At 57.4% G+C, this 25125-nt stretch carries 20 protein-coding genes; 12 read left to right on the top strand and 8 right to left on the bottom strand.

Annotated elements, in window-relative coordinates; all coding sequences use genetic code 11:
* Positions 1–3: 3 nt before the first annotated feature.
* Positions 4–1173: an ABC transporter substrate-binding protein gene (locus W822_RS35915; protein WP_024005498.1), complete on the bottom strand. Its 1170-nt coding sequence runs from the start codon at positions 1171–1173 to the stop codon at positions 4–6.
* Positions 1174–1492: 319 nt separating this feature from the next.
* On the opposite strand from W822_RS35915, the gene msrB reads away from it, so the two are divergent.
* The 4 genes from msrB to W822_RS35895 are packed head-to-tail and all read left to right on the top strand — an operon-like array spanning position 1493 to position 3606.
* Positions 1493–1885, top strand: coding sequence for a peptide-methionine (R)-S-oxide reductase MsrB (gene msrB, locus W822_RS35910; RefSeq protein ID WP_024005497.1), 393 nt, complete (start codon positions 1493–1495; stop codon positions 1883–1885).
* Positions 1882–2475, top strand: a complete 594-nt coding sequence (locus tag W822_RS35905; RefSeq protein ID WP_024005496.1) for a septation protein A — start codon at positions 1882–1884, stop codon at positions 2473–2475. Before msrB ends, W822_RS35905 begins: the two co-directional genes overlap by 4 nt.
* A complete protein-coding gene (locus W822_RS35900) occupies positions 2468–2734 on the top strand; it encodes a BolA family protein (protein WP_024005495.1) in 267 nt (88 codons plus the stop codon). Before W822_RS35905 ends, W822_RS35900 begins: the two co-directional genes overlap by 8 nt.
* 14 nt (positions 2735–2748) lie before the next feature.
* Positions 2749–3606, top strand: coding sequence for a peptidylprolyl isomerase (locus tag W822_RS35895; protein WP_024005494.1), 858 nt, complete (start codon positions 2749–2751; stop codon positions 3604–3606).
* A gap of 164 nt (positions 3607–3770) precedes the next feature.
* Here the strand turns inward: W822_RS35895 and ligA are convergent, their stop codons facing one another.
* The 3 genes from ligA to smc are packed head-to-tail and all read right to left on the bottom strand — an operon-like array spanning position 3771 to position 10459.
* Positions 3771–5810 carry an NAD-dependent DNA ligase LigA gene (ligA, locus tag W822_RS35890; RefSeq protein WP_024005493.1) on the bottom strand — a complete coding sequence of 680 codons (2040 nt, stop codon included), beginning with the start codon at positions 5808–5810 and terminating at the stop codon, positions 3771–3773.
* Positions 5811–5822: 12 nt separating this feature from the next.
* Positions 5823–6911, bottom strand: coding sequence for a cell division protein ZipA C-terminal FtsZ-binding domain-containing protein (locus W822_RS35885; protein WP_024005492.1), 1089 nt, complete (start codon positions 6909–6911; stop codon positions 5823–5825).
* Between the two features lie 20 nt (positions 6912–6931).
* Positions 6932–10459, bottom strand: coding sequence for a chromosome segregation protein SMC (gene smc, locus W822_RS35880; protein ID WP_024005491.1), 3528 nt, complete (start codon positions 10457–10459; stop codon positions 6932–6934).
* Between the two features lie 600 nt (positions 10460–11059).
* Between smc and lplT the strand changes: the two genes are divergently transcribed.
* Positions 11060–12373, top strand: coding sequence for a lysophospholipid transporter LplT (gene lplT, locus W822_RS35875; protein ID WP_024005490.1), 1314 nt, complete (start codon positions 11060–11062; stop codon positions 12371–12373).
* A gap of 45 nt (positions 12374–12418) precedes the next feature.
* Here the strand turns inward: lplT and W822_RS45870 are convergent, their stop codons facing one another.
* Entirely contained in the window at positions 12419–13549 is a 1131-nt protein-coding gene (locus W822_RS45870) for a uracil-DNA glycosylase (protein ID WP_081724392.1), read from the bottom strand.
* Positions 13550–13554: 5 nt separating this feature from the next.
* Positions 13555–14886, bottom strand: a complete 1332-nt coding sequence (locus W822_RS35865) for a bifunctional tRNA (adenosine(37)-N6)-threonylcarbamoyltransferase complex dimerization subunit type 1 TsaB/ribosomal protein alanine acetyltransferase RimI (protein WP_024005488.1) — start codon at positions 14884–14886, stop codon at positions 13555–13557.
* 387 nt (positions 14887–15273) lie between these two features.
* Between W822_RS35865 and ompR the strand changes: the two genes are divergently transcribed.
* From ompR to W822_RS35845, 4 genes are all read left to right on the top strand, one after another.
* The gene (gene ompR, locus W822_RS35860) at positions 15274–16017 is read left to right on the top strand and encodes an osmolarity response regulator transcription factor OmpR (protein WP_024005487.1); all 744 of its coding nucleotides are present in this window, start codon (positions 15274–15276) and stop codon (positions 16015–16017) included.
* A 14-nt stretch (positions 16018–16031) separates the two neighbouring features.
* A complete protein-coding gene (locus W822_RS35855; protein ID WP_031242846.1) occupies positions 16032–17429 on the top strand; it encodes an ATP-binding protein in 1398 nt (465 codons plus the stop codon).
* A 153-nt stretch (positions 17430–17582) separates the two neighbouring features.
* Entirely contained in the window at positions 17583–18131 is a 549-nt protein-coding gene (locus W822_RS35850) for a peroxiredoxin (RefSeq protein WP_024005485.1), read from the top strand.
* A 56-nt stretch (positions 18132–18187) separates the two neighbouring features.
* A complete protein-coding gene (locus W822_RS35845) occupies positions 18188–18706 on the top strand; it encodes a carboxymuconolactone decarboxylase family protein (RefSeq protein WP_024005484.1) in 519 nt (172 codons plus the stop codon).
* A 50-nt stretch (positions 18707–18756) separates the two neighbouring features.
* Here the strand turns inward: W822_RS35845 and ispF are convergent, their stop codons facing one another.
* Together ispF and W822_RS35835 are read right to left on the bottom strand one after the other, a co-directional pair.
* Positions 18757–19239, bottom strand: a complete 483-nt coding sequence (gene ispF, locus W822_RS35840) for a 2-C-methyl-D-erythritol 2,4-cyclodiphosphate synthase (protein ID WP_024005483.1) — start codon at positions 19237–19239, stop codon at positions 18757–18759.
* Between the two features lie 133 nt (positions 19240–19372).
* A complete protein-coding gene (locus tag W822_RS35835) occupies positions 19373–20089 on the bottom strand; it encodes a 2-C-methyl-D-erythritol 4-phosphate cytidylyltransferase (RefSeq protein ID WP_024005482.1) in 717 nt (238 codons plus the stop codon).
* A gap of 247 nt (positions 20090–20336) precedes the next feature.
* Between W822_RS35835 and mfd the strand changes: the two genes are divergently transcribed.
* The 3 genes from mfd (at position 20337) to W822_RS35820 (ending at position 25124) form a co-directional block, all read left to right on the top strand.
* Positions 20337–23774, top strand: coding sequence for a transcription-repair coupling factor (gene mfd / locus W822_RS35830; protein ID WP_024005481.1), 3438 nt, complete (start codon positions 20337–20339; stop codon positions 23772–23774).
* A 43-nt stretch (positions 23775–23817) separates the two neighbouring features.
* Complete coding sequence (gene serB / locus W822_RS35825) at positions 23818–24693, top strand: phosphoserine phosphatase SerB (protein WP_031242845.1); 876 nt, start codon at positions 23818–23820, stop codon at positions 24691–24693.
* A gap of 80 nt (positions 24694–24773) precedes the next feature.
* Positions 24774–25124: a VOC family protein gene (locus W822_RS35820; protein ID WP_024005479.1), complete on the top strand. Its 351-nt coding sequence runs from the start codon at positions 24774–24776 to the stop codon at positions 25122–25124.
* Position 25125 lies beyond the last annotated feature (1 nt).

The following is a 25125-nucleotide window of genomic DNA, read 5'->3' as shown; positions in this document are numbered from 1 at the left end:
CGATCAGTTCAGGTCCTGGGCAAATTCCCATTGACCCTTAGTGACCCGCAGCAAGACCCGTGCGCGCTCGTCCAGTCCGGAATGATCCTTGGGAGACATATTGAACACCCCGTGAACGCCGACAACATCTTTGCTTTTTTCAAGCGCATCACGCAAGGCTTGGCGAAACGCATCAGTGCCGGGTTTAGCTCCACCCGCCAGCGCGACGGGAATCGCAGCAGCAACCAGTGCACCGGCGTCATGCATATGCCCGCCAAAACCGCTAACCGATCCCTTGCCATACTTTGCTTCGTACTGCTGGGTGTAATCCAGACCGGTCTTGCGCATGAGATTGTCATTGGGCAACTGACCGGCGACCAGAATCGGACCCGCCGGCAGAATCAGGCCTTCGCAGGCGCTGCCGCATATTTTGAGAAATTCGCTGTTGCCAGCCCCATGCGTCTGGTAAATCTGGCCCTTGAAACCGCGCTGCTTGAGTTCGCGCTGCGGCAGTGCCGCCGCCGTGCCGGAACCGGCAATCAGGATTGCGTCAGGCCTGGCGGCAATGAGCTTGAGTACCTGCCCGGTCACACTGGTATCTGGACGGGCATAGCTTTCGGTAGCCACAATTTCAATGGATTTACCCTGCAAGGCATTTTTCAGTTCCTTGAGCCAGTTCTGGCCGTAGGCATCAGAAAAACCGATAAAACCGATTTTCTTGCTCCCCGCCTTCTCCATGGCCTGTACGATTGCACCGGCCATCAAAAAATCATTCTGGGGCGTTTTGAACGCCCAGGTGCGAGCGCCATCAACGGGTTCCACAATGGCCGCACTGGCCGCCAGACTGATCATGGGAATCTTTTTTTCCGCAGCAACGTCCACCATGGCCAGGGAGCCCGGCGTGGCAGTCGTGCCGATGATCACATCTGCATTATTTTCACTGATCAGCTTGCGCATATTGCGCACTGCCTGCGTTGCGTCAGTGGCATCATCAAGAATTGTGTAGCTGACCTGGGCATCGCCAATCCGGGTCGGCAGCAATGCCACCGTATTGCGCTCTGCAATGCCCAGCGAGGCAGCCGGCCCGGTCGCCGAGACCACCACGCCGACATTGACCGTTTCTCCAGCAGCCAGCGCAGCAAGACTGTTCACCGTAATCGCAGCACCGATCAGGTAGGGCAGGAACTTTTTCATTATTCGTCTCTCATATAATTTGATTACGCTTCATTACAATCGCCATCGGCGCATTGCGATGCAGGCTATAGTCAGCAGGATACTGACAATAATATGTCACACTTGAACGCGTAATCATACAGTTTTGTCATGGTAATTCCGGAATGCGCCCCCAATATACTTTAAAATAGATCGGGAGCAGCCTGCTTTGCAGGTTATCAGGATGCACCGCCAGGCGATCTGTCTGATGCGCTTCGCGCCAGGCAGATTCATATGAAACCCGGTACGACGCGCCCGATTCTGTTCATCGCGCCGACCGCTTTAGATGTAAAGGCCACCTTTGAAAATTATCAAGTCCGAACAGCAATGGCGTGAACTGCTTTCCCCCGAAAGCTATCACGTTACACGGCAAAAAGGCACCGAGCGCGCCTTCACGGGCGAGTACTGGGATCACTTCCAGCCCGGTATCTATACCTGTGTCGCGTGCGGCACCCCCCTGTTCGCTTCAGATACGAAATTTGACGCTGGTTGTGGCTGGCCCAGTTATTTCGAACCGCTCAATCCACACAACGTTCGCGAAGAAACCGACACATCACACGGCATGGTGCGCACCGAAATCCTGTGCAACGTGTGCGACGCCCATCTGGGTCATGTCTTTCCCGACGGCCCTCCACCCACCGGCCTGCGCTATTGCATCAATTCGCTGTCCCTTCGCTTTGAACCATCAGAATGAAAAAGCTGCTTTTTGATTTCTTCCCGCTTGTCCTCTTCTTTGTAGCATTTAAAGTTGCGGACATCTTTATCGCTACCTGGGTGGCCATCATTTGCAGCGTGCTGCAGATCCTGTGGCTCAAATTGCGTGGCCGTCCCATTGAAGCGACCAACTGGATGAACGTTATCATCATCGTGATTTTTGGCGGCGCTACCATCTATTTCCATAGCGAGACGTTCGTCAAATGGAAACCAACGGTGCTCTACTGGATGTTTGCTTTCATTTTGCTGGGCTCACGTCTGCTGTTTAATAAAAATGTGCTGCGCAAAATGCTGGCGACGCAAATGAGCCTGCCCGATCGCATCTGGGATCGGCTGTCCGACACATGGGCCGGCTTTTTTCTGTTTGCCGGTGCGCTGAATCTGGTGGTCGCGTTTTCCGGCTACTTTACGCTCGATCAGTGGGCCGCGTTCAAGGCCTTCGGCATGACAATCCTGCTCGTCATTTTTGCCATTGGCCAGTCTGTCTGGCTGGGTCGCCATATGCAGGAATTGCCTGCATCGGCAGGCTCGGCGTCTGTTCCTCCTGTCCCGGAGAAAGCCAATGACTGATACCGATCGCATTGCCCTGATCCGCGAGCGTCTTGCTGCACTCGAACCCGCCTCGCTTGATATTGAAGATGAATCGCATCTGCATAAGGGACACGCCGGCGCCAGCAATGGTGCGGGTCACTATCGCCTGAGCATCCGGTCAGCCCGCTTCAACGGCCTGTCGCGGATAGCCAGCCAGCGACTGGTTTACGATGCGCTGGGTGATCTGATCCCCTACCCGATTCATGCATTGTCCATTCAGACACAACCTATTTCTTAACCAAAAGGAAAACTATGAAACGTTTTATTTTACTCGCTGTAACTTGCGCCATGACTGTACCGGCTCTGGCCCAGAACGTGGCCACTGTGAATGGTAAGGAAATTACCAAAGATCAGGTTGATACGGCAGTGAAAACGCTGATTGCACGTGGCGCGACCGACAGTCCCGCATTGCGCGAACAGATTACAGAACAGCTCATCAACAGTGCCGTCTTGTCTCAGGAAGCCGAGAAACAAGGCGTGGATAAGAATCCCGAAGTGCAGTTTGCCATCGAAAATGCCCGCCAGGAAATCCTGATCGGCTCCATGATGCGCGACTGGGCAAAATCCCACCCGGTCAGCGACGACGATATCAAGAAAGCCTATGACGACTTCAAGGCCCAGTCTGCTGGCGAACAGGAGTATCAGGTCAAGCATATCCTGGTCAAAGATGAAACAGCAGCCAATAAACTGCTGAAAGATATCAAGGCCAAGAAAATCAGCTTTGCCGATGCAGCCAAAAAGAACTCGATTGATCCGGGTAGTGGTAAAAACGGGGGCGATCTGGGCTGGGCACCTGCCGAGAACTACGTACCCGAATTTGCCGAAGCGGTAAAAGCCGCCAAAAAAGGCCAGTTACTGGACAAACCGGTAAAAAGCCAGTTTGGCTGGCACATCATTCAGGTGACCGATTCGCGTCCGGTGAAGGTACCAACCCTGGAAGAAGCCAAGCCGCAAATCAGCCAGATGCTGAGCCAGCAATCACTGCAGGAACAAATGAAAAAACTGCGTGATGAAGCCAAGATTGAAAAATCCGCTCCCGAAGGCGCCTCAGCTGACAAACCGGCCGAGGCCCCTGCTGCCGCACCGGCAACTGAAGCACCGAAGCAGTAATTGAGTATGTGCGGGGCAACCATACAGGTTGCCGCGTGACAGATCAATTGCGCGGTAAAAAAATCCCCACATCCGGACATTCATCATGTCCACGATGTGGGGAGTTTTTTATGCACGCCTGGCGTCGCATGCCACCTTGCAGAGCGCCCTGTCCACCCGCCGTACTATCCTTTGAGCAACGCCACCAGCCCTTCTTCATCCAGCACGGGTACCGACAGTTCGCGGGCTTTCTCCAGCTTGCTGCCCGCGTCTTCACCTGCTACCACAAAGCTGGTTTTCTTGGAGACGCTACCCGTCACCTTACCGCCGGCCTCCATGATCAACTTGCCCGCTTCGTCGCGCGTCATGGTCGGCAATGTTCCGGTCAGCACGAACGTCTGACCCTGCAGAACCGTGCTTTTGACGGACTCGGGCATTTTGACCGTCACGCCCGCTGCGCGCAACGCATCCAATACGGCAATATTATGCGGTTCTGAGAAAAAGGCGCGCAGTGATTCGGCAACCACCGGACCGACATCATTGACCCGCAAATACGCTTCTTCGTCGGCAGCGATCAGGGCATCGAGCGAGCCGAAGTGTCGCGCCAGATCCCGCGCCGTGGTTTCGCCGACATGACGGATACCCAGGGCGTAAATAATCCGCGACAGCTCCATGTGCTTGCTGGCTTCGATCGCCGCAATCAGATTTTCAGCCGACTTGCGCCCCATACGCTCCAGGCCCATGACCTTTTCCACCGACAGTGCGTACAGGTCCGCGATGGAGCGAACCCAATCGTTATCCACCAGTTGGTCGATCAGTTTTTCACCCAGGCCCTCGATGTCCAGCGCCTTGCGACCGGCTGCATGCAGCAGGCTTTGCTTGCGCTGTGCCGCGCAAAAAAGGCCGCCGGTGCAACGCGATACTGCCTCATCGGGCAGACGCTCGATGGCAGAACCACACACCGGGCATTCGGTGACCATGACAAAAGGCCGTGCATCGGCAGGGCGCGCCTCCAGTACGGGGCGCAATACCTCAGGGATCACATCTCCCGCGCGACGGACGACAACCGTGTCACCGATCATCACATCTTTGCGGCGGATTTCGTCTTCATTGTGCAGTGTCGCGTTGGTCACCGTGACCCCACCCACAAACACCGGCTGCAAGCGGGCAACCGGCGTGATGGCACCCGTACGTCCAACCTGCACTTCAATATCCAGCAGAGTGGTCGTTGCCTCTTCTGCCGCAAATTTATGGGCCAGTGCAAAACGCGGCGCGCGTGAAACAAATCCCAGTTCGGTCTGAGCCTTCAGCGAATTGACCTTATACACCACGCCATCGATATCGAAAGGCAGTGCCTCCCGGGTCTGGCCGATATGTTCGTAAAACGCGATCAGTGCATCTGGCCCCAGGACGGTCTTGCGATATTTGCCAACCGACAGACCCAGCGAACCCAGCCAGTCCAGCATACCGGAATGGGTATCCGGCAACGGACCATCCAGGCCATCGAGCTGGCCCCAGCCATAGGCAAAAAATCGCAGGGGCCGCCGCGCCGTCAGCCGGGGATCCAGCTGGCGCAGGCTGCCGGCAGCCGCATTGCGCGGGTTGACAAAGACCTTGTCGCCGGCAGCGGCCTGCTGTTTGTTGAGTTTTTCGAAATCGGCGCGATTCATGAGCACTTCCCCGCGCACCTCCAGCACCCGGGGGAAGCCGGCAGACAACGTAAGCGGCACCGAACGCAGGGTCCGGATATTGGCAGTCACATCCTCGCCCGTCAGGCCGTCACCACGGGTTGCCGCGCGCACCAGCTTGCCGTCTTCATAGCGGATACTGATCGCCAGCCCGTCCATTTTGACTTCACAGTTATATTCGACTTTTTGAGCAGGTTCCAGCAATCCGGCCGCCCGCAGCAGATCGCTGACGCGTTTATCGAACGCGACGACCTCTTCCGTGGAAAAGGCGTTACCCAGCGACAGCATGGGAACGGCGTGGCGCACACTTTCAAAAAAGGGTAATGGCGCACTGCCGACCCGCTGCGAAGGCGAGTCGGGATTGACCCATTCGGGGTGCGCGGCCTCGATGGTCAACAGCCGCTGCATCAATCCATCGAATTCACTGTCACTGATGCTCGGGGCATCCAGCACGTGATAGGCATGGTTATGCGCATTGATCTGCGCACGCAGGTTTTCCAGTTCAGCCTGCAACTGTGGTGTTTTTTCCTGCGTCATGGCGCACGCCTCTTAAGAGAAGACTCGCAACGCGCGTGCCGAACCGGCCTGCAGACCCTGCTGCTCCAGCTCTTCATAAATACCGCGAATCTGTTCGTCGATGGCATGTTCAGAGCCTTCCATCACGGGACGGCCGGAATCATCAACCAGCTGACCGTCCAGAGACAGGGCCAGATCGCGCGCCACGGCCATCATGCGTGCAAACGGTGTGTCGTCGGGCGGGCTGCAGGGCACATCGAGCAGCAGATCCACACGACTGACGCCGGCATTGGCCGGATCGTCCGCATGTTCGCCTGCCAGCAGCAGTACAAAACGAGGCAGGCCATCGTGGTTCATCCAGGCCAGCCCATTGCGATATTCAGTAAAGCCTTTGGCGCGGGCCACATCAATGACGCTGCGTACGGGATGAGGCTGCGCCAGTTGCACAGTCAGGCCCACCTGCGTGTCCAGATTGGCACATACTTCGTCGAGCTTGCCGGCACGGCGCAACAAGGCCGGTACGTCGGGACTCTCAACACTGGCATCAAATTCGTGGGCGATTTCATCGGCCTTGGCCCATGCCTGCGACCATTCGATCTCGCCCAGCGCACCAGCGCGGTTGGCCAGTACAATAGCCATTTGCAGGGAGACATAATATTCATCGGCACGCAGCTGGGCGCGATGGATACCCTCTTCAGATTCGGCAAAATAACGCAGCGGCTTGCTACCGGCATGCGAAGCGTTGCGGGTATAGCGATGCAGGTCTGCGCCGCTGACCGGTGCTGCAAAATGCAGGTCGATCACGCCTTCGGTCATGTCGTCGACCCGCTCTTCGTCGTGCAGCTCTTCAGCATCATGCAAGGGTGCTGGTGCGGCGGCTGCGGCTGACACTGGTTCAGCGTCGCGCGCAAAAACAGGGTCCTGTCGGTCTGCGGGAATTTTCTGGGCAGGGGCCAGCGGCTTGCGATCCTTGAGCAAAACATCGGTCTCATGCTCGTCACCCATGCTGAACTGGTCGTGCATTTGCTTGCGTACACGCTGGTCCTGCCACCAGTTGAACAGGAGCACAAGCAGAATCAGAACGATTCCGATCGCAATTAATGCCAGTTGCAAATTACTCATTGTGTGATTGACCCTTTTGTTTACGCTTCGCCAACAAGCTGTACGGCAGACTCGATGTCCACAGCAACAATACGGGAAACCCCTTGTTCCTGCATCGTAACACCGATTAACTGCTTCGCCATCTGCATGGCTATTTTATTGTGAGAAATAAATAAAAACTGCGTCTGTTCGCTCATGCTGCCCACCAGATTTGCGTACCTTTCGGTGTTGGCGTCATCCAGCGGCGCATCAACCTCGTCCAGCAGGCAGAACGGAGCCGGATTCAGTTTGAACAGCGCGAACACCAGTGCAGTGGCTGTGAGCGCTTTCTCGCCACCCGACAGCAAGTGAATGGTACTGTTACGCTTGCCTGGCGGCTGCGCCATAACCTGCACGCCGGCGTCCAGAATTTCTTCGCCCGTCATGCTCAGGCGCGCTTCACCGCCGCCAAACAGTTTTGGAAACAACTCACCAAAATGCCCGTTGACCTGGTTGAATGTTTCCTGGAGCAGATCACGCGTTTCGCGATCGATCTTGCGAATGGCATCTTCTAGCGTATTGATCGCTTCGGTCAGGTCAGCGTGCTGCGCATCCAGAAAGCCCTTGCGCTCGCGTGACTCGTTCAGTTCGTCCAGCGCAGCCAGGTTGACAGAACCCAGGGCTTCGATCTGCCGGGAAATTTTCTGGACTTCCGCATGCAGCCAAGTTACTTTGGACCAGTCTTCCGGCAAATCGTTCATTTCGAGTTTGAGTGCGGCCCGATCCACCTCGGCCTGATCCAGCTGTTCCGAGAACTGTTCGACGGCCAGCCGGGCGGCCTGTTCGTCCAGTTGCAACTGCGTAATCCGGTTGCGACGCGGCTCCAGTGACTGTTCCGTACGCATGCGCGTTTCATCGGCACCGCGCAAGGTGGCAGCCAGATTGTCCAGTTCGAGCCGTGCAGCCGCCAGGGCCTCTTCGCGAATCGCCCGCGCCTCCAGTGCATCCTGCAAGCCGGCCTGTGTGGCCGATTCATCAAAATCAAACAGCTCGGTTTCCAGGTTTTCCAGTTCGTTGCGGGCCTGATTGATCTGATTGCCTGCCAGGTCACGGTTGCGCGTCAGGTCTGCAATGCGGGAGGTCAGGCCACGCTGGGTGAAACCGGCTTCCTGAACACTGCGCTCCAGCTCGCGAATATGCTGGCGTGCGGCTTCGGCCGTTTCGGCCAGCGACTCGCTGGCCATTTCGGCTTCGGCGTAGGCTTCCTGCAGAGTCGCCAGTTCATTGTCCAGCGTCTCGAAACCGGCCTCGGATTCTTCCTTTTGCGCCAGCAGTTCTTCCTGCTGGACGCGGATATCGGCCAGATCTTCGTTGATGCGGGCATGCCGCTCTTCGCTCTGCTGCATTTGCGCATGCAGGCGGGAATGTTCCATTTGCAGGTCATGCGCCCGGCGTGTCAGCTCAGACAAGCGCTGACGGGCGGGTGTCATGGACTGTGACAGCGAGGTCCAGGCGGCTTCGCTGCGTGCCAGCTGCGTCAATGCCTGGTCGGCAATCAGCTGACGGGCCTTGATTTCACGACGCAGATTTTCGATTTCCTGCTGACGGGCCAGCATGCCGGACTGCTCGGAGTCGGCCGCATAGAAACACAGGCCATGCGCGTCAATCATATGCCCTTCGCGGACGACCAGTTGCACGCCGGTGGGCAGGGACTGTCTTTGTCCAAGCGCTTCGGGCAGCGACGAAGCCGTATAGACGCCTTGCAACCAGCGCCCCAGCAGGCTTTTCAGATCGGGATCGGAACAACGGATCAGAGAAAGCAGCGGTGTGCGGCCAGCCAGCGGTGCAGGCAGCGCTTCGGCTGTCGGCTTCTGGTAAAACGCCAGGCGCGACGGCGGCGGGTCATCGGTAAAGGCGCGTGCCATGTCCAGGTCGCGCAGCGGCAGCGCAGTCAGTCTTTCGCGCAGCGCCGATTCCAGAGCGGCTTCCCAGCCCGGTTCAATATGAATCTGCTGCCAGAGACGGCCGAAACTGCCCAGATCGTGCTTTTGCAGCCACGGTTCGAGCGCCCCCTTTTTCTGCACATCTTCCTGCAATGCGCTCAGCGCGGTCAGCCGGGCTTCGAGCCGGGCCACGTCCTGGGTTTCCTTTTGCGAGGCGGTCTGCGCCGCACGACGGGCATCGTCCAGTTGCGGCAGGCGCTCTTCCATGTCCTGCAGAGTGGCCTGCACTTCTTCCAGTTGCGTTTCTGCGGCGTTGCGATCACCGGTCAACTGCTCAAGGCGCCCTGCCTCCGGACTTTGAATTTCGCCCAGCTCCCGTTCCAGTCGTTCGCGGCGCTGTTCCAGTTGCTGCAATTGACGGTCTGCGTCGCGCTGCGCCTGCGCTGTCAGCGCGAGTTTTTGTTCAACCCGCGCCAGTTCGCTGCGCATGGTCTCGCGTGCACCCGAGGCGCTGCGCACCTTGTCGTCCAGGTCTGGCATATCGGCCTGGCGCGCTTCCAGCTCGTCCTGCGCCATAGCGGCGCGCTCGGCCGCCGCGGCCAGTTCTTCTTCCAGTTCGGCAATCTGTTCTGTGCAGTGGGTCAGCTGGTCCTGCCACTCCTGCATTTGCGTATTGAGCGTAGCCTTGCGTGCCTGCAGCCGATTGCGTGCGTCGACCACATGGCGAATTTCCGTTTCCAGGCGGCTGACCGCGGTATTGGCCTCATACATGGCTGCCTGGGCTGCGTGCACTGCGTCGCTGGCCTGATAATGCGCCTGGCGGCGTTTTTCCACTTCGCTTTCCGAGGCGCGCAATTCGGCCAGAGATGCTTCGAGTTCGGTTTGCGCCTTTTCAATTTCTTCGGCTTTTTTCTGCTGATCGGCACGGGCGTTTTCTTCCCGGATCAGCCAGAGAACATGCTGTTTCTTTTCTCCGTCGTGCTGCAGGTCACGGTACTTGCGCGCCACCTCGGCCTGGGCTTCGAGGCGCGTCAGCTGCGACTCAAGCTCACGCATGATGTCTTCGACGCGGGTCAGATTTTCCCGGGTATCGCCCAGCCGGTTCTCGGTTTCACGGCGGCGCTCTTTGTAGCGGGACACGCCGGCAGCCTCTTCCAGATAGACGCGCAACTCTTCAGGCTTGGCCTCGATCAGGCGATTGATCATGCCCTGACCGATAATGGCGTAACCGCGTGCGCCCAGACCCGTGCCCAGAAAGATATCGTGGATATCCTTGCGTCGAACCTGCTGGTTGTTGACGTAGTAACTGCTCGTGCCGTCGCGGGTCAGCACACGTCTGACGGCAATTTCACTGTAAGTGCTCCACTGGCCGACGGCACGGCCCTCAGAATTATCAAAGACCAGTTCGACCGATGCCCGTGCCGCGGGCTTGCGATTGCCCGAGCCATTGAAAATGACATCCTGCATGGACTCGCCGCGCAATTCAGAAGCGCGTGTTTCGCCCAGCACCCAGCGCACCGCATCGATAATATTGGATTTTCCGCAGCCGTTGGGACCGACCACGCCCACCATCTGGCTGGGCACCGGTATGACGGTGGGATCAACAAATGATTTGAATCCGGCAAGTTTGAGTTGGGTAAGGCGCACGTGTGGAACAATACAAAAGAAAAAAAATGCCTTCCGACGCAACCGGAAAATCGTCCGACGCGGCGCGCGAGGCTCCAGCCCCGTATGATAACCCAGGCGACCCGATTTGATGGTAAACAAAAGTCATCAAAGCAATATTTGCGTGGCCCCAAATAGCGGGGCCTCCCCGAAAAGCCGACACCCCTGATTGCCAGCCAAATGCCCGCCAGGCCTGGTTTTCGTGCAACATGCCCGGCCTCCCGACTATGCACTACCTGCGCGCGGAGAGGACAAATTGCGTCTGACGGGCAATTATTTCAGGTCAATACAACGCCATACGAAAGACCAATCCGACTGCATACTCATAGCGCCATAGGCAAAACATTGATCCTGGCGTACCAGCAGAAATCGTCCGGAGCCCAAATCATCGATTGCGCGTCGCAATTCGTTACGTGCCGCCGCCGAACCTGATATTATGTTGCGATTAAGCGCCACGGGTACGTCGATGTTCGCGCCGGCGGGTCGGCTGCGCTCGTTTCACAACCGAGACATATTTCTGCCCTACTGTCGGGTGCATTCACCAAATTCGGGTAAGCGGTAACAGTTAAAACGGGATTCAGTTTGAAAAAAGGTTTCTTTCTTGTCATGCTGGCACAGGCGCTGTCGTCCCTGGCCGACAACGCACTTTTTATCGCTGCCATCGCCCTGATCGCCGAACTGTCCGGACCGGACTGGATGACGCCGGCCATGAAATGGTTCTTTGCCTTTGCCTACGTGATCCTGGCCGCGTTCGTGGGCGCCATTGCCGATTCCTTCCCCAAAGGGCGGGTCATGTTCGTGACCAACGCCATCAAAATCTCCGGCTGTTTGCTGATGTTTGGCTTCGCCCTGCTGGCGCCCGCCGACAAAAGTCTGCATGCCTATATCGTCTGTTTTTCCTATGCGCTGGTGGGCATCGGCGCGGCCGCCTATTCCCCAGCCAAATATGGCATCGTGACCGAATTGCTGCCGCCACGCGATCTGGTCAAGGGCAATAGCTGGATCGAAGGACTGACGGTTCTGTCGATTATTTTTGGCGTCGTACTGGGCGGCAAGCTCATCGAGCCGCCCCTTTCAGATTTTCTGCTGGCCCTGCCAGGCATGTCGGTTCTGGCCAAAACGCCGGCTGAAGCGGCCATCGTCGTCATTGGCGGCATTTACATCCTGGCGGCAATCTGCAATCTGCTGATTCCCAATACCCACTTTGTCTATCCGAAACAGGAAACCAATCCGGTTCGACTGCTGAGCGTGTTCGCCAGTTATGTACGTATTCTATGGCATGACAAGGTCGGGCAGATTTCCCTGGCAGTGACGACACTATTCTGGGGTGCAGGCGCCACGCTTCAGCTCATCGTGCTGCAGTGGGGACGCGATCATCTGCATTTGACCATCGCCCAGTCGGCCAATCTGATGGGAGTTGCCGCCATCGGCACCATCGTGGGTTCAGTGCTGGCGGGCAAGGTTCCCCTGACGCGCGCGTTGCACGTGCTGCCTATCGGGGTCGTGATGGGCTTTTCGGTCATGCTCATGACGATCGTCAAGCAGGACTGGGCCGTCTACGCGACGCTGATCCTGGTCGGGGGTCTCTCGGGATTTTTTGTGGTTCCCCTCAATGCCTTGCTGCAGCATCGCGGTCACGTGCTGCTTTCCGCAGGCCACTCGATTGCCGTACAGAATTTCAACGAACAACTGAATATTCTGTTTATGGTCGCCATGTACTGGTTCATGCTCGAGATGAACCTGCATATCAATACCATTATTGTCATTTTCGGCATTATTGTGGCGGTATTAATGGCTCTGGTCATTATCTGGTGCTACCGCAATCAGCGCCGCTATCCGGCCACATTCGCCGAGATCGGCGAGGAAGGGCACGGCCGGGCGCAGGCGGGCCACTGACGCTCGGGTTGCGCCGTCTGCGTGGCTTGTCACCTGTTTTTTCGTTTACGCCTGGAGCATGTTTCTGACGCGCTTCAGATCTGTCCACGCCAGCGGCTTGGCCGCCTGATTGGCCATCAAATGGTTCGGATGGAACGTCACCACCACGGGAATCCGCCGTCCCTGAACCTCAATAGCCAGTTCCGGCGTTTCCCGTAACTGCCCCACAGACTGCGTCGTATTCAGGATCGACTGGGCAGCATTGCCGAACAACAGCAGACATGCCGGTTGCACCAGCGCCAGTTGCTGCTGCAAATGAGTGGCACACGCCTCTATTTCATTGGGCTCCGGCGGCCGATTCACCATTGGCCTGCATTTGACCACATCCGTAATAAATGCCGATTCGCGATCAAAGCCGATGGCCGCCAGCATATTGTCAAGCAAACGACCGGCCTGCCCGCTCAGGGGCTCGCCGCTGACCTCATCGCGTGCGCCCGGCGCCTGGTCAATGATCATCAGACGCGCGGGTATCGGTCCGGTACCAGGCACCGGCTGGCGCGCATGTTCGGATAAGCCGCAAGCCGCGCATTGCCGGATGGACGCGGCCAGATCCACCCATTGCTGATTGGCATCCTGCTGATTCAGTGTATTGGCTGCCTGGGAAGAAACATCCCCCCTATGCCCCGCTTCGGAAACAGTATGGTCATGCGCCGGTGGCGATGTCTGCACAGCTGTGCCTGCCATGGTGCCCGGCGGCGTTGTCGGCACCGATGTCTCCTGCACGTTCGCAGTCCGCTGTGAGTCGGTCGCGCCACGCTGGGCAGGCCGCCCGCGCTGGCGCGCCATTTGCTCGCGCAACTGCGCCAGGGCCTGGCGCGCAGCAGACGTGCTGCCGGGTGCCGATGCACTGGCTGGCACCACCGGCTCCCTGGCTGCACCGATCTCGGGCGCCGGCGGGCTGGTGACCGCGACGCCCGCCGCCGCCGGGCCTGCCGGGGGATGAGGCTGCGTCGCTTCGGATCTGAGCTGGCCTGACTCCTTTTTGCTAACATCGGCCACAGTGGAGGCCGCCAGCGGGCGACCCCACAATCGATCAATGCCGCTTTCCTGCAACCATAAAAGTTGCAGGGGGTTGACCGTCACATTGACAGGATGCATGGGCGGCTGTGCCGCAGAAGGGACTGATGAAGAATTCATGCCAATCAGGATACCACGGCTTTCTGTAAAACCAGCGCGTCTTCGCTCTGACCCCGTCCGGCAGGATAGTAGCCTTTGCGCACACCGATCTGCTCATATCCCCAGCGTCGGTAAAAGGCGATGGCGCCGGTATTGGACGGCCGCACTTCCAGCACCTGTGTCTGCAGATCACGCAGTAGCAACTGGTTTTCTCCCCAGGCCAGCAGGCCCGTGCCTACGCCATTGCCCTGGCTGTCGGGGCGCACGCCAATCAAGAGCAGATGCGCCACATCGGGCGCCATCAGTTGCAGGGAAAAAGCAATGACCTGCTGCCCGTGACACACAACCCAGGCTTCATAGCCGGCTTTGAGCGCATCACGAAAATTGCCCGCTGTCCAGGGCAACGACTGTACCGCGCATTCAATGCGCACCACCGCGTCGATATCCTCTTCAGTCATGGGTCGGATCAAATGAGTTTGCTGCAAGGTCTCTATGCAGTGCCGGCGCATGCGCCCTGCCGACGATTCCGTACCACCTTGCGCATCCTGCCCTGAGTCGTTCTCTGTGAGCAGAGGCGTTGCACGGGGGTTGCCCCCCTGCCCATCCGCCCGCTCCTGTGTCGTAAATGCGACCTTGTCACGCACATACAGGGGCGCGGCCTGATCTGCCGGTATGAAACGACCATCCAGCCAGGCACGCAGTCCGATCCGTGCCATGACGGCCGCATGCGGCTGTACATCGGGGTAACAGCGCGTTCCCGCCAGCGCCGTCGTACCGGCGCTCACATGAATACCCGAACCGGCGACGACAATCTCCTGCGCAGACTGGGTCTTCGTATGCGACGCGTCATCGCCTTCGCCAGCACCGTCCTGCACATCACGCAGCCACAGCGGCACCTGTTCGGCACTCACCAGGCAGGGATTTTGAAAAATCTCCAGTTCGGGCTGACCGGTTTCCCTGAAGCCAGCCAGAAACACTTCCTGCATGCGGGCATCCAACACACTGACAATTCGCGTGAAGGGTGCGACAGGGCGCACCGCCTCGGCAACCGCCAGCAGCGATGACACCGGAAAAACGGGAATATCCAGTCCCAGTCCGAGCCCTTGCGCCATGCCCGCAGCGATTCGCAGGCCGGTAAACCCGCCCGGGCCCTGGCCAAAAACCACCCCATGAATGTCGCTGCGCGACAGCGACGCCTCATTCAGCAACTGCTCGATCATGGGCAGCAACTGCTCGGCATGCCCCTGACTGCTGTCACTGACCTTTTCCGTGATCTGTGGCGAACCATCCTGATAGCGCAAGAGGGCCGCCGACGAACAGGTGGCCGAGCTTTCAAGAGAAATCAGATTGACATTCATACGACTACGTAATTGTTCAGGAAAAGGAAGGAATCGCCGCCAGCAGAAACGTGTTCATCGCAGCCCGGCAATGCCGTCATTATAAACAGGAAGCCTCTAATAAATAGGAAGGCACTTGCCAGCAGGTACAATTGCGCTAGAATGCATCATTTCGCTACAGACCCACTTTTCGGCGTCCACAATCGATGCGCAAACAGCTTGCAGTTGCGCTTGATATCGTTTCATAATGTAAAATAAAGAATACAGCTGTATCACAATATATGCACTTTTCTAGAAAAATATTTTTAGTGTAACTGATGGTGAATTTTCAGCCATCGACGCTGGCAGAAACTGTAACATGTGCTCAAATAGTCTCCTCACTTCTCTGGAAGCTCTCAACCATTTAGTATGAATACACCACAAACCGCAACGTCAACCCCCCCCCGCAAAATCCTGGTCGTCGACGATGACCCTCGACTTCGCGACTTGCTGCGCCGTTACCTGACTGAACAGGGTTTTAATGTGTTTGTTGCCGAAGACGGGAAGGAAATGACCAAGCTCTGGCAGCGCGAGCATTTCGACCTGCTCGTTCTGGATCTGATGCTGCCCGGTGAAGACGGCCTGTCCATCTGTCGCCGCTTGCGTGGGGCCAACGACAACACGCCAATCATCATGCTGACCGCCAAGGCCGAAGAAATCGATCGTATTCTGGGTCTGGAAATGGGGGCTGACGATTATCTGTCCAAGCCGTTCAATCCTCGCGAATTGCTGGCCCGGGTCAATGCCATTTTGCGCCGCCGCGGGTCTGAAGAACACCCCGGCGCGCCAAGCCAGGAAAACGAATCCATTGCTTTTGGTCCGTATACGCTGAATCTGTCCACCCGTACCCTGTCCAAGGGCGAAGAAGTGGTGGCCATTACGACCGGCGAATTTTCCGTGCTCAAAGTATTTGCACGCCACCCCAAGGTACCTCTGTCGCGCGACAAATTGATGGAATTGGCGCGTGGCCGCGAGTACGAAGCTTTCGATCGCAGTCTCGACGTTCAGATCTCGCGCCTGCGCAAACTGATCGAACCCAATCCCGCAAAACCCGTCTTTATTCAAACTGTCTGGGGATTGGGATACGTCTTTGTTCCGGACGGCGGTAACTAAAAGATAGCGCCGCCATGGCCCCTGCTACCGTGCCGCGACTGCAGGACTTCTCATCAAAGATCCGGCTGAGTTTGTTCAGCCGGTCTTTTTTCCTGCTCGCCGCTTTGCTGGCCGTCAGCCTGACCTGCTGGCTCGTCGTGTTTTTCAATATGCAGGAAGAGCCACGCGCATCACAAATGGCCGAGCGCGGCATCACCGCGCTCAAAATCACTCGCAAGTCACTGGCCTACGTGCCGCCGGTTGATCGCAATGCGCTGGTGATCGACCTGGCGACCACCGGTGACATCCAGGTCTTTCCACGGCAACTGGACGACGTTCTGGAGCCGCTGCCTGACACCACTTTCTGGCGCATCTTTGCCGACAAAATCCAGCGCTCGGACACGCAACACGAAATCAAAATCGCCTCCAGCATGAACGGGGAACCCGGCATCTGGATCAGTTTCAATGTGGGCGACGAACTCTACTGGTTGCTGCTCAAATCCTCCAGCGATACGCTGCCGCAAATGCGCGAGTGGATTGGCTGGGGCGTGATTGCCCTGCTGCTGGCGCTCATTGGCGCGGCCATCAGTGTCCGCTTCGTCAACACCCCCCTGTCGCGGCTGGCCAAGGCTGCCCAGCAGGTCGCGCGCGGAGAAAATCCGGCGCCACTGCCCGATGACCAGGGCCCGCTGGAAATCCGCGATCTCAATAACGCCTTCAACCGCATGGCTCGGGACATCCGCCAGACAGAGGCCGATCGGGAATTGATGCTTGCCGGTATTTCCCATGACCTGCGCACTCCGCTGGCGCGGATGCGCCTGGAAATCGAACTGAGCAATGTCAGCGACGAAACCCGCAGCGCCATCGATGAAGACCTGGGACAAATCGATCACAGTATCGGACAATTGATGGAATATGCCCGCCCCGCAGGCGTGCTTCCCGAAAGGGCCATCGATGTCTCAAGCATTTTGCATGACCTGACCGAAAGAGAACGGGCTCACACCGAATCCCTGGGCGGCACCTTGCGCACACTGATCCAGCCCAATCTGTATGCGCGTATCGGCGAGCTGAACCTGAAGCGAATTGTCAGCAACCTGATTGAAAACAGCCGGCGCTACGGTCGTTCGATGTCCGATGGACAACCCCATATTCTGGTAAGGGTCCGGGAAAAAGCCAGCATAATCGAAATCGAGGTCTGTGATAGCGGTCCGGGCATCAATGCCAAGGACACGGAACGCTTATTGCGCCCATTCTCACGTGGCGAAGCTGCCCGCACCGGCGTCTCTGGCGCCGGGCTGGGATTATCCATCGTGGAGCGCCTTCTGCAGCACGTGGGCGGCACCCTGAAACTGCAGCCAAATCAGCCCACCGGACTCATCGGACACATAGAAATTCCCAAAGCTCGAGATAGAAATTATCAATTAGACAGCTAATTTTGATAGTGTAAAATGTTAGTGGAACGAATTTAAGAGACGGGCGGCGCCGAAACCCGGTTGCCCGAACGTCTCTCTTGCCGGCCGAAGGCGCCGGCAATAAGCAGGCCTGGCTTGTCCGGGCGGGTGTTCAACTACTTATGAGGAACAGTTATGAAAACAGTTGGTGAAAAGCTCGAATCGTTCAAAGTTGTCGGCGTCAAACCTGGTTTCAACAACCACGAAGAAAACGGCGTATCTGCATTCGAAGACATTACAGAATCCTCTTTCCCCGGAAAATGGAAAGTGATCTACTTTTATCCGAAAGATTTCACTTTCGTATGTCCTACTGAAATCGTTGGCTTCAACAACCTGGCCAAAGACTTTGAAGACCGTGACGCCGTCCTGATGGGTGGGTCTGTCGACAACGAATTCTGCAAACTGGCATGGCGCCGTGAACACCCGGATCTGAACAAACTGGGTCATTACTCTTTCGCCGATTCTACCGGTTCGCTGATCGACCAGTTGGGTGTGCGTGAACGCAATGAAGGCGTTGCGCTTCGTGCCACATTTATCGTAGACCCGGACAACGTCATTCAGCACGTTTCCGTCAACAACCTGAACGTCGGCCGCAGCCCTGAAGAAGTCCTGCGTATTCTGGACGGTCTGCAGACAGACGAACTGTGCCCTTGCAACCGCTCTGCCGGTGGCGATACACTGTAATCTGTATTCAACCCGGTTCGCCGGGTTTTTAAACCTCTTTTTGATAGAGAAAAACTATGGAATTTCTAACCGCGATTAAGAATGAGATCCCCGACTGGGCCAAGGATATCCGTCTGAATCTGGATGGCACCATTGCCCGCTCCTCGCTCAAGCCCGCTGATGCGGTCGGGGTCGCGCTTGCCGCCGCCTTTGCGGCCAAGAATCCGTTTCTGATTGAACAGTTCAAGTCCGGTCTGTCGGACGAAGATGCCAATGGCGTACTGACTGCGGCTGCCCTGATGGGCATGAACAATATCTGGTATCCGTACGTGGAAATGACCGGCGACAGCCAACTCAAAACACTGCCCCCGCTCTTGCGCATGAATGCCTATTCTTCACATGGCGGGATCGAGCAGGATCGTTTTGAATTGTTCGCCCTGGCTGCCTCTATCGTCGGCAAATGTCATTTTTGCGTAAAGTCGCATTTTGACAATCTGAAAAAAGCGGGTTTCAGCATTGAGCAACTGCGCGATGCGGGACGCATTGCCGCTGTCGTCAATGCTGCAGCCCTTGCCCTGACGGCGACCGGAAAATAAACCAGACCCCGAACTGGTTGTGCCGTGGCCATTGCGTCACGGCATTTTTTTTAGCGGGTCAGCAATGCCACGGCCGTGGCCGCAATGCCTTCCTTTCTGCCCAGATAGCCCAGATGTTCGTTGGTCTTGCCTTTGACGTTTACGCAGGTGACATCCAGCCCCAGGTCGCTGGCAATATTGTCCACCATGGCCTGGGCAAACGGCATAATCTTTGGCGCCTGAGCATGGATCGTGGCATCCACGTTCACGACCGTCCAGCCGGCGTCACGCACCCGCCGGTAAGCTTCGCGCAATAACACCCGGCTGTCGCTGCCTTTGAAAGCAGGGTCGGTATCCGGGAACAACCGGCCGATATCGCCCAGCGCGGCCGCGCCCAGTATGGCATCGGTGATTGCATGCAACAGCGCATCGGCGTCCGAATGCCCCATCAAACCATGCGTATGCGGAATCGTCACGCCGCCCAGTATGAGCGGCCGCCCTTCCTGCAGCGCGTGTACATCAAAGCCCTGCCCGACCCGTAAGCCAATTGTCATACGAACTCCCTCTTTTTATCCTGAATACATCCCTGTTCAAACCGCAAGCTGCCACCTGATCGCTTCATGGTCCGGTTATGCATGTGATTTGTCCTGATCACTACTGAATCTATCGAAACGCGACCTTGCCTGCTTACAGCCACTTTTCCATCATGGCAAAGTCGGCTGGCCAGGTCACTTTCATGTTTTCTGTCGAGCCCCGGACCAGCAATGGCTGCACACCTGCAGCTTCCATGGCGGAGGCTTCGTCGGTGATGTCCAGGCCTTCGCACACACCCGCCCTGAGCGCCGCCAATAGCGCCCGGGCTGGAAACATTTGCGGCGTCTGCGCCAGCCAAAGGCCCTCGCGCGGCACGGTACGCAACGCACACACCTGCTGCTGCTCATCCACAGTCGCCAGTTTGACGGTATCCGGCACGGGCATGGCCAGCAGGCCGCCTTTTTGTTGCGCCAGGCAGGTATCGATCAATGCCGTCAGGGAGGCCGGCTGCAAACCTGGTCTGGCAGCATCATGCACCAGTGCCCAGGCCTGTTCGCGAGCCTCCTGCAAGCCCTCCTGCGCCAGTGCCGCCTGTAGCGTACCGATCACCGTCAGGGCACGTGTAGCACCGGCAACGCGATGGATATGCACGCGAGCGCCCAGGTCCAATTGATCGATCCAGCTATCCTCGGCCGTCACACCGATATGCACCGAGCTGACCCGGCTATCCCTCTGCAGCGCTGCTACCGCCTGCGCCAGCATAGCCACACCATTGATGGTGCAGTACTGTTTGGGAATCTGCCGGTCAGCAGTCACAGCACGCGCGCCGATGCCACCGGCTGGAATAATTGCAAAGAGGGTGTCAGACATAAAATAGACCGGATCCGCCCGGCATTCATCGTATTTCGTATGGCGGATAATATCATGTGTAAGTGAGTCCTTACTATTAAGTGTATGTATGGACTTACATACTTCCATCGAGTGTCTGCCCATGTAAAACGCCACCGAAGCACCGATCCTGCGTCTGTGGGCGCTCTTGTCTTGCATCATTCGCGTAGCGACGACGAATCCCCGCTTCTGATAAAATGGACAGATTCGATTCCCAGCTTCCGTCCTTGTGTCTAACACCACCCTTGCCCCCCTTCTGAACGCGCTCAAACCCGGTCAACGCTACAGCTATCCGCGCCCGCCCGGCTCGGGTGACGCCTGGCTGGCTGCGGCCCTTGCGCGCGCTGCCGGCAAACCCCTGGTGTTGTTATGCGCCGATCCGCTGCAGGCACAACGACTGCACGATGAAGTTGTGCTGTTTGACCCCAAGCTGCGGGTGCGTCAGTTTCCCGATTGGGAAACCCTTCCCTATGACGGTTTCTCGCCGCACCAGGACCTGATCTCCGAAAGGCTCAAAACCCTGTCCGCGCTCATGCAGGGCAATGTAGATGTCCTGACAGTACCGGTCACCACCGCCCTTTATCGCCTTGCGCCCACGTCCTTTCTGGCAGCCTATTCGTTTTCCTTCAAAAAAGGCGACCGGCTGGATGAACAAGCGTTGCGCGACCAGCTGACGCTGGCCAACTACGCGCATGTGTCCCAGGTTGCGGCCCCCGGGGAATTCTGTATTCGCGGCGGACTCATCGACCTGTTCCCCATGGGGTCGGTGCTGCCGTACCGAATTGATCTTTTCGACGATGAAATCGAATCGATCCGCAGCTTTGACATGGACACCCAGCGCAGCCTGTACCCTGTCAACGACGTGCAATTGCTGCCCGGTCGCGAATTTCCCATGGACGAAGCGGCCCGCAACCATTTTCGCTCGCGCTTTCGGGATCTGTTCGAAGGCGATCCCTCGCGTGCCGTCCCCTACAAAGACGTCGGCAATGGCATTGCCTTTGCCGGTATCGAGTATTATCTGCCGCTGTTCTTTGACGACACCGCCACGCTCTTCGACTATCTGCGCCCCGAAACCATCACGCTGACGGTCGGCAATATAGAAGAAGCCATCCTGCGCTTTTACGAAGACACCCGCAGTCGCTATCGGTTTCTCAAAAGCGACCGCGAGCGCCCGGTTCTGCCGCCCGAACACTTGTTTCTTTCCGAAGAGCAGTTCTTCGTGCACCTCAAATCCTTTGCGCGCCTGCACCTGGATGAAAAAACGCCCAACCCCGCGTTTGCCCCGGCGCCCGACATTGCGGTACTCAGACGCCATGACGATCCTTTCCAGCGCCTGCGCAGCTGGCTGGATCGTGGGGAACAGCGCCTGCTGCTCTGTGCCGACTCGGCCGGCCGCCGCGAAACGCTGCTGCAATTGCTGCGCGAACAGCATCTGGAACCGGCAGCGGCCTTTGACAATCTCCAGGACTTTATCGATTCGGATATTGATTTTGGTATTGCCATTGCCCCACTGAACACCGGTTTCATTATTCACGACAGGCAGCTGTGCCTGGTCACGGAAAATGATCTGTACCCCGGCTCGGCCTCGGTGGCCCAGCGCCGGCGCAAGAAACAGGAACGCAGTAGCAATGTCGACGCCATGGTGCGCGATTTGTCAGAACTGCGCGAAGGCGACCCGGTCGTACACGTGCAATACGGCATCGGGCGCTATCATGGCCTGGTCACCATGGACCTGGGCGAAGGCGATATCGAGCTATTGCACCTGCAATACTCAGGCAACAGCACGCTGTACGTTCCCGTTTCGCAATTGCATGTGATTTCACGCTATAGCGGCACGGACCCGGAACATGCCCCCTTGCACCAACTGGGTTCGGGACAATGGGACCGCGCCCGCAAGAAAGCCGCCAAACAGATCCGCGATGCCGCCGCTGAGTTGCTGGCCCTGTACGCCTTGCGCGCCGCGCGCGAAGGGTTCTCTTTCAAGCTGCCGTTCTCCGATTACCAGACTTTCGTTGAAGGCTTTGGCTTTGAAGAGACCGCAGACCAGCAGGCCGCAATCGACGCAGTCATCGGCGATATGACCTCGGGCAAGCCCATGGATCGCCTGGTTTGCGGCGACGTGGGTTTCGGCAAAACCGAGGTCGCTTTGCGCGCCGCCTTTCTTTGCGTCGCCAATGGCAAGCAGGTCGCCCTGCTTTGCCCCACTACCCTGCTGGCCGAGCAACATGCCCAGACCTTTGCCGACCGCTTTGCCGACTGGCCGGTGCGCGTGGCTGAGCTCTCGCGCTTTCGCAGCACAAGGGAAGTGAAGGCGGCGCTCGAAGGGCTGGAAGCCGGCACCGTGGACATCGTCATCGGCACACATAAGCTGCTGGGCAAGGAAGTCAAATTCAAGCGTCTGGGTCTCGTCATTATCGACGAGGAACACCGCTTTGGCGTGCGCCAGAAAGAAGCACTCAAGGCCTTGCGTTCGGAAGTGGATATTCTCACGCTGACCGCCACTCCCATCCCGCGCACGCTGGGCATGTCGCTCGAAGGCATCCGTGATTTTTCCGTGATTGCCACGGCGCCGCAAAAACGCCTGGCCATCAAGACATTCGTACGACGCGAAGACGGCAGCACCATTCGCGAAGCCGCCCTGCGTGAACTCAAGCGCGGCGGCCAGGTTTATTTTCTGCACAACGAAGTAGAAACCATTCAAAACCGTCGCGCACGCCTGGAAGAACTGTTGCCCGAAGCACGTATTGCCGTTGCCCATGGCCAGATGCCAGAGCGCGAGCTGGAAGAAATCATGAAGGGCTTCTACCAGCAACGATTCAACATCCTGTTGTGCACCACCATCATCGAAACCGGCATTGACGTGCCCAGTGCCAACACCATTATCATTCACCGTGCCGACGGGCTGGGCCTGGCGCAATTGCATCAATTGCGCGGCCGTGTGGGTCGCTCTCACCATCAGGCCTACGCCTATCTGCTGACGCCCGGTGAAGATGCCATTACCAGCAACGCAAAAAAACGGCTTGAAGCCATCCAGTCCATGGAAGAATTGGGATCCGGTTTCTTTCTGGCCATGCACGATCTGGAAATCCGCGGCACCGGCGAAGTGCTGGGCGAATCGCAATCAGGCAACATCAACGAAATCGGTTTCACCATGTACAGCGACTTGCTGAACGAAGCGGTCCGCGCCCTGAAAGCCGGCGAAGAGCCCGATCTGGAAACGCCGTTCAATGCCGTCTGCGAAGTCAAGCTGCACACCTCGGCCCTGCTGCCGGCGGACTACTGCACCGATATTCACGCCCGCCTGTCGCTGTATAAACAGCTGGCCCATGCCAAAACCGAAGACGATTTGCTGGCCATTCAGGAAGAACTGACTGATCGCTTCGGCAAAATGCCTGACCCGGCCCGCATGCTGATTGCCACGCACCGCTTGCGGATTCTGGCCGAAGCGCTGGGTATCATCAAAGTGGATATCAGCGACGAACAGGCCCTGCTGGTTTTCGGCCCCAAAACCACGGCCGATCCGCTCAAAATGATCGAGCTGGTACAAAAGCAGAAACACATCCGTTTTTCAGGCGCCGACAAACTGCGTATTGAACTGAACAACATGCCCGATATCAATCGCCGGATCGACACCATTCGCCTGCTGCTCAAAACGCTCGCAGCCTGACCTTCAGACTCTTTTTATTTTCCTGCACCTGGATTTTTTTATTATGCATCTCGTTCTTCAAGCGCCCGGCATCCGTCATGACCTGATCGAACAGGCCGCAGCGCTGGTCAGCGCCAATCGTATCACCCCGCTGAACGCCAGCGCCATGCGTCTGGAGGATATCGACCCGGCTGCATTGCCCGAAGTCCGGCAGTGGGCGGCTGCCAAGCATGTAGACATCGGACCGCTTGAAAGGATTCGCCCCTTGCATGAAATGAAAATTCTGGCGATGGACATGGATTCGACCCTGATCAATATCGAATGTATTGATGAAATCGCCGATATGGTCGGCAAAAAAACCGAGGTCTCTGCCATTACCGAAGCAGCCATGCGCGGTGAAATCACCGATTTCAGCGAAAGCCTGCGGCGGCGCGTCGCCTTGCTTCAGGGCGTTGCCGAAGCTGACCTTCTGCGCGTTTACAACGAAAGATTACAACTGAATACCGGTGCCGAAAAACTGATTCGCACCATGAAAGCGGCCGGCGTCCATGTCATGGTGGTGTCTGGCGGCTTTACGTTTTTCACCGAAAAACTGCGTGCGCGCCTGGGGCTGGACAGTGCACACGCCAATTTCCTGGAAGTGGATCATGGCCGCTTGACCGGACGGGTTTATGGCGATATTGTAGATGGCAACAAAAAAGCAGCGCATCTGCAAGCTCTGGCCCAGACATTGAACGCGACACCCGACCAGCGCATCGCAGTCGGGGACGGTTCCAACGATCTGGCCATGTTGAGCCACGCAGCCTACTCGGTTGCCTATCGCGCCAAGCCCGTCCTGCGGGAAGCCGCCGCATTCCAAATCAACTATGCCGGCCTTGACGCGATCCTGAACTGGTTCGATACCAAAGAGGCGATACAGGCGCTGCGTCAGGACAAATAAGCGCGCGTTGGCACATTAATCACACCGGGCAATCATGCCGGTTCAATGTGCGCAGCGCGGCCAGCACAGGAGCCATGCGAATGAAAGTCAAGCGTATTGTTGCCAACATTGCCTGCACCAACGTGTCCGCTGCCAAAACGTTTTATCAGGACGTACTGGGCCTGGAGCTACTGATGGACCATGGCTGGATCGCCACTTACGGAACCGATCAGACCATGCGTACCCAGATCAGTATCGCCAGCGAAGGCGGATCAGGCACTGACGTTCCCGACATATCCATCGAAGTAGACGATTTGGAGCAAGCCCTGCAACGCTGTCGGGCCGCTCAAATAGAACCGGAGTATGGCCCTGCAACCGAACCCTGGGGAGTCCGCCGTTTCTATGTCCGCGATCCCTTCGGCCGCCTGGTCAATATTCTGATGCATCTCTGAC

Source organism: Advenella kashmirensis W13003 (assembly GCF_000506985.1).
In the GTDB taxonomy this organism is placed as follows: domain Bacteria; phylum Pseudomonadota; class Gammaproteobacteria; order Burkholderiales; family Burkholderiaceae_B; genus Advenella; species Advenella kashmirensis_A.
The sequence above is the reverse complement of the archived record's forward strand: the minus strand, read 5'-3'. Positions and strand labels throughout refer to the sequence as shown.

What these genes read in the sequence shown, in the direction of transcription:
- W822_RS35820 (WP_024005479.1), top strand. Translation starts at nt 24,774, where the DNA reads ATGAAAGTCAAGCGTATTGTTGCCAACATTGCCTGCACCAACGTGTCC.
- W822_RS35915 (WP_024005498.1), bottom strand. Translation starts at nt 1,173, where the DNA reads ATGAAAAAGTTCCTGCCCTACCTGATCGGTGCTGCGATTACGGTGAAC.
- W822_RS35835 (WP_024005482.1), bottom strand. Translation starts at nt 20,089, where the DNA reads ATGTCTGACACCCTCTTTGCAATTATTCCAGCCGGTGGCATCGGCGCG.
- W822_RS35900 (WP_024005495.1), top strand. Translation starts at nt 2,468, where the DNA reads ATGACTGATACCGATCGCATTGCCCTGATCCGCGAGCGTCTTGCTGCA.
- W822_RS35885 (WP_024005492.1), bottom strand. Translation starts at nt 6,911, where the DNA reads ATGAGTAATTTGCAACTGGCATTAATTGCGATCGGAATCGTTCTGATT.
- W822_RS35865 (WP_024005488.1), bottom strand. Translation starts at nt 14,886, where the DNA reads ATGAATGTCAATCTGATTTCTCTTGAAAGCTCGGCCACCTGTTCGTCG.
- W822_RS45870 (WP_081724392.1), bottom strand. Translation starts at nt 13,549, where the DNA reads ATGAATTCTTCATCAGTCCCTTCTGCGGCACAGCCGCCCATGCATCCT.
- W822_RS35850 (WP_024005485.1), top strand. Translation starts at nt 17,583, where the DNA reads ATGAAAACAGTTGGTGAAAAGCTCGAATCGTTCAAAGTTGTCGGCGTC.
- serB (WP_031242845.1), top strand. Translation starts at nt 23,818, where the DNA reads ATGCATCTCGTTCTTCAAGCGCCCGGCATCCGTCATGACCTGATCGAA.
- W822_RS35845 (WP_024005484.1), top strand. Translation starts at nt 18,188, where the DNA reads ATGGAATTTCTAACCGCGATTAAGAATGAGATCCCCGACTGGGCCAAG.
- ispF (WP_024005483.1), bottom strand. Translation starts at nt 19,239, where the DNA reads ATGACAATTGGCTTACGGGTCGGGCAGGGCTTTGATGTACACGCGCTG.
- W822_RS35895 (WP_024005494.1), top strand. Translation starts at nt 2,749, where the DNA reads ATGAAACGTTTTATTTTACTCGCTGTAACTTGCGCCATGACTGTACCG.
- ligA (WP_024005493.1), bottom strand. Translation starts at nt 5,810, where the DNA reads ATGACGCAGGAAAAAACACCACAGTTGCAGGCTGAACTGGAAAACCTG.
- W822_RS35905 (WP_024005496.1), top strand. Translation starts at nt 1,882, where the DNA reads ATGAAAAAGCTGCTTTTTGATTTCTTCCCGCTTGTCCTCTTCTTTGTA.
- ompR (WP_024005487.1), top strand. Translation starts at nt 15,274, where the DNA reads ATGAATACACCACAAACCGCAACGTCAACCCCCCCCCGCAAAATCCTG.
- W822_RS35855 (WP_031242846.1), top strand. Translation starts at nt 16,032, where the DNA reads ATGGCCCCTGCTACCGTGCCGCGACTGCAGGACTTCTCATCAAAGATC.